Annotated in this window: 4 protein-coding genes; all 4 read left to right on the top strand. The window is 63.0% G+C overall.

All coding sequences use genetic code 11. The features are described from left to right. The first annotated feature begins 50 nt into the window (after positions 1-50). Positions 51-1,169, top strand: a complete 1,119-nt coding sequence (locus HLUSI_RS0103275) for a cell division protein ZipA C-terminal FtsZ-binding domain-containing protein (RefSeq protein ID WP_016832608.1) — start codon at positions 51-53, stop codon at positions 1,167-1,169. Positions 1,170-1,200: 31 nt separating this feature from the next. Beyond that, positions 1,201-3,294, top strand: a complete 2,094-nt coding sequence (gene ligA / locus HLUSI_RS26745) for an NAD-dependent DNA ligase LigA (RefSeq protein WP_040503107.1) — start codon at positions 1,201-1,203, stop codon at positions 3,292-3,294. 90 nt (positions 3,295-3,384) lie between these two features. Next, positions 3,385-4,275 (top strand): UTP--glucose-1-phosphate uridylyltransferase GalU, encoded by an 891-nt coding sequence (gene galU, locus HLUSI_RS0103260; protein WP_016832606.1) that lies wholly within the window; start codon positions 3,385-3,387, stop codon positions 4,273-4,275. An 82-nt stretch (positions 4,276-4,357) separates the two neighbouring features. Then, positions 4,358-4,497: peptide deformylase (locus HLUSI_RS26740; RefSeq protein ID WP_040503106.1), on the top strand; the 140-nt coding region annotated here is incomplete at its 3' end.

Raw genomic sequence — 4,497 nt, 5'->3', positions numbered from 1 at the left:
CTACGGCGCCATGTAGCGGACGCGCGCGAGCTGCCAAGTCGCCGCTGTCGATGTACGACGACGATGACCGCGTCGAGCCCGAGCTTTACCAGATGCCGGAACGTCGGCCGCAAATGCCGGCGCCTGAGCAGCAGCCGATCACGCCGCCGGTGACCGAAGCCGATCTCGATACGCCGGTCGAACCCTACCTGTCGATCGATACGCCGCTCGACAGCCATGACGACTATCTGGCCGATCCGCTGAACGTAGATAACCTCAACACCGACCTGAGCCACGTCGAAGCCACGCTCAACGACACCGAGATGTTTGCCGGCGAGCAAGCGGGACAGGCGGGACAAGGGGGACAAGGGGGACAATCGCTCGCAGCGCCGCAGCGCGAATTGCCGGTCGACGAGCTGGTGGACTGCATCATCCCGATCGCGCTGGAAGTTGCCGTGCGTGGCGAGAAGCTGTTGCCCGGCGTGCAGAACCTGCGCCACGTCGGCAACAAGACCGTGAATTTCGTCGGTCGCACGACAGAAGGCGAATGGGAGCCGATTGGCCACGGCAGTTCCTACAATGCCTTGCTGGCCGGTGTACAACTGGCCAATCGCAATAACGGGCTCAACGAACTTGAATATTCCGAACTGATCGTGCGTCTGCGCGAGTTCACCGACGCGATCGGCGCCGAGCCCGAAATCCCCGACATGATCGATGTGATGAAGACGGCGCAAGCGCTGCACCAATTCGTCATGGATCACGACGTCCAGCTGGGCGTCAACGTGCGCTCCAATGGCGCGCCGTGGAACGTCACCACCTTGCTTGCGGCATTGACCCGCCAGGGGTTCGATCGTCGCACCGACGGTCATCTGGTGATGCAGGACGGCGAGGGCGAAGTGTTGTTCTCGATGTCGACCAACGTCACCGGCGCGGCGGAAACCACCGATCGACTCACGCTGTTGCTGGACGTGCCGCGCGTCGGCCCGGCTCGCGACGGCTACGGCGCCATGATCGCCTGCGCGCGCTCGCTGGCCATGCGTCTGGGCGGCACCGTGGTTGACGACAGCGACCAGTTGCTGTCGGATGCTGCGCTGAGCGATATCGCCGAGCAGGTCGGCGCGTTCTACAGCGCCATGGAATCGGCAGAAATCCCGGCCGGCTCCAAGCGCGCGATGCGCCTCTTCAGTTAAGCTTGCGCGCTACTTTTTGAGCGCTCCTACCATGCACCCAGATTCACATTCAGCACCCGTAACGCCAGGCGACTGGCGTACGCGGGCGGCCTGGCTCAAGGCGGCGTTGAACCGTCACAACCACGCCTACTACGTCCTCGACAATCCCAGCATCCCCGACGCCGAATACGACAAGCTGTTCCACGAGCTGCAGGGGTTGGAGCTCGAACATCCGGAACTGGCTACCAGCGACTCGCCCACCCGGCGGGTCGGCGGTGCACCGTTGCCGCAATTCGAGCAGGTGCGTCACGCGATCCCGATGCTGTCGCTGGGCAACGGCTTCGACGATGAAGACATCGTTGCCTTCGACAAGCGCGTCAAGGACGGCCTGTCTTCCGAGACCGAGATTGCTTACGCCACCGAACTGAAATTCGACGGTCTGGCCATCAGCCTGCGCTATGAAAACGGTGTGCTGGTCGGCGCCGCCACGCGCGGCGACGGTACTACCGGTGAAAACGTCACGGCCAACATCCGCACCGTGCGCGCGATTCCCTTGCGCCTGCATGGCGACACGGCGCCGCAGGTTCTGGAAGTACGCGGCGAAGTGCTGATGTACAAGAACGATTTCGCCCGCCTCAACCAGCGCCAGCGCGACGCCGGCCTGAAGGAGTTCGCCAACCCGCGCAATGCCGCAGCCGGCAGTTTGCGCCAGCTTGACTCGAAGATCACCGCGCAGCGCACCTTGCGCTTCTTTGCCTACGGCATCGGCGTGCTGGAAGGCGTCCCCATGCCGCCGTCGCACTCGGCGCTGCTCGACTGGTATTCCGAACTGGGCCTGCCGGTCTGCAAGGAACGCGCGGTGGTGCAGGGCGCCGAAGGTTTGCTGAAGTTCTACCACGGCATCGGCGCCAAGCGCGCCGAGCTGCCCTACGAAATCGACGGCGTGGTCTACAAGGTGGATCGTCTCGACCAGCAGCAGCAACTCGGTTTCGTGTCGCGTGCGCCGCGTTTTGCGCTGGCGCATAAATTCCCGGCGCAGGAAGCGCTGACCGTGGTGCAAGGCATCGAAGTGCAGGTCGGCCGCACCGGCGCCATCACACCCGTTGCGCGACTGGCGCCGGTGTTCGTCGGCGGCGTGACCGTCACCAACGCGACATTGCACAACGAAGATGAAGTGCGCCGCAAGGATATCCAGATCGGCGACACCGTGATCGTGCGCCGCGCCGGCGACGTGATCCCGGAGGTAGTCGCTTACGTGCCTGAGTCGCGGCCGGCCGATGCAAAACCATTCGACATGCCGAAGACTTGTCCGGTATGCGGCTCCGAAATCATCCGTCTTGAGGACGAGGCGATTGCGCGTTGTTCCGGCGGCTGGGTCAAATGCTCGGCGCAACGCAAGGGCGGCCTGCAGCATTTCGCCTCGCGCCGCGCGATGGATGTCGAAGGCCTGGGCGATCAACTGATCGAGCAACTGGTCGACAAGAACATCATCACCACGGCGGCTGATTTGTATCGGCTTGGCCTGACGGCGCTGGCCGAACTCGATCGCATGGCCGAGAAGTCGGCGCAGAACGTGCTCGATGCATTGGAAAAATCCAAGTCGACCACGCTGGCGCGTTTTATCTACAGCCTTGGCATCCGTCACGTCGGTGAAGCGACTGCGAAGGAACTGGCGCGCCACTTCGGCAACATGGATGCGGTGCTGGCGGCGAACGAGGAACAACTGCTGGAAGTGGCCGATGTCGGTCCGGTGGTGGCGCGCTCCATCGTCAGTTTTTTCTCCGACGGTCTGAACGTCGAACTGGTGAATCAGCTGCGCGCAGCCGGCATCCATTGGAGCGAAGGTGCAGGCATCGAGATCCAGGCCAAGACGCTGGCCGGCAAGACCTTCGTCCTGACCGGGACGTTGCCCACGCTCACGCGCGACGAGGCGGCGCAGATGATCGAAGCGGCCGGCGGCAAGGTCAGCGGTTCAGTGTCCAAAAAGACCGGTTACGTGGTGGCCGGCGCCGACGCCGGCAGCAAACTGACCAAGGCCGAAGAACTCGGCATCGCCATCCTCGACGAAGAAGGCTTGCAGGCGCTGATCAAAACCGGTCCGGAAGACAGTACGGCAAACGTTCCGGAAACGCCCGCCGCAGAATAATCGGCGATACTGGACGATAATGACGCCATGCATCATGGGTCCGGCGTCCTGCGCCACGTGAATACACTCAATATGTTATCGGGAGTTGCAATGAGCAAGAGAATCAAGAAAGCCGTTTTCCCCGTCGCCGGTCTCGGCAGCCGCTTCCTGCCGGCCACCAAGGCCCAGCCCAAGGAAATGCTGCCCATCGTTGATAAGCCGCTGATCCACTACGCGGTCGAAGAAGCGGTTGCTGCCGGCATCACCGAAATGGTGTTCATCACCGGTCGCAACAAGCGCGCCATCGAAGACCACTTCGACAAGGCCTACGAGCTGGAAAGCGAACTGGAAGCGGCGGGCAAGAAGAAGCTGCTGGAAATCGTCCAGAACGTGGTGCCCAAGAGCGTCAACTGCATCTTCATCCGCCAGTCCGTGCCGCTGGGCCTGGGCCACGCCGTGCTGTGCGCGCGTCCGGTGGTAGGTGAGGAGCCCTTTGCCGTGCTGCTGGCCGACGACTTCATGGATACCGACGCTGGCGTCAAGCCGGTGCTGGCGCAGATGACCGAGATCTACGAGCGCGAAGGCATGAGCATGCTGGCCGTGCAGGAAGTGCCGCAGAGCGATACCAAGCAATACGGCATCGTCAGCGCCACGCCTTACCAGCCCAACCTGGAGCGGGTCAACGCCATCGTCGAGAAGCCGGCGCCGGAAGAGGCCCCGTCCACGCTGGCCGTGGTGGGCCGCTATGTGCTCAACAACCGCATCTTCGACTACCTGGAAAACATCGGTCGCGGCGCTGGCGGCGAGATCCAGCTCACCGACGGTATCGCCAAGCTGATGCAGGCGGAATCGGTGCTGGCCTATCGCTACCAGGGCCAGCGTTATGACTGTGGTTCCAAGCTGGGTTATCTGAAAGCCACGGTCGCCATGGGCATGAAGCACCCCGAGACCGGCGCGGCCTTCAGCGAGTTCCTCAAGGATGTGGCCGGCAAGCAGGCCTGAGCCTGTTGAGCCTGTTGGCGCTGTGGTCCCTTCACAGCAGTGACGCCCGGCCGGTCCGGGCGTCTTTCATTGGAGTGCAATCATGGCAATACGCGAGATTCTGAAGATGGGTGATCCGCGCCTGCTGCGCCAGGCAGAGCCGGTGCAGCAATTCGGCACGCCGGAGATGGATACGCTGATCGCCGACATGTTCGAAACCATGCGTGCCGTCAACGGCGCAGG

This window comes from Herbaspirillum lusitanum P6-12 (assembly GCF_000256565.1).
In the GTDB taxonomy this organism is placed as follows: domain Bacteria; phylum Pseudomonadota; class Gammaproteobacteria; order Burkholderiales; family Burkholderiaceae_D; genus Herbaspirillum; species Herbaspirillum lusitanum.
This window is presented reverse-complemented; position numbering and strand designations above follow the sequence as displayed.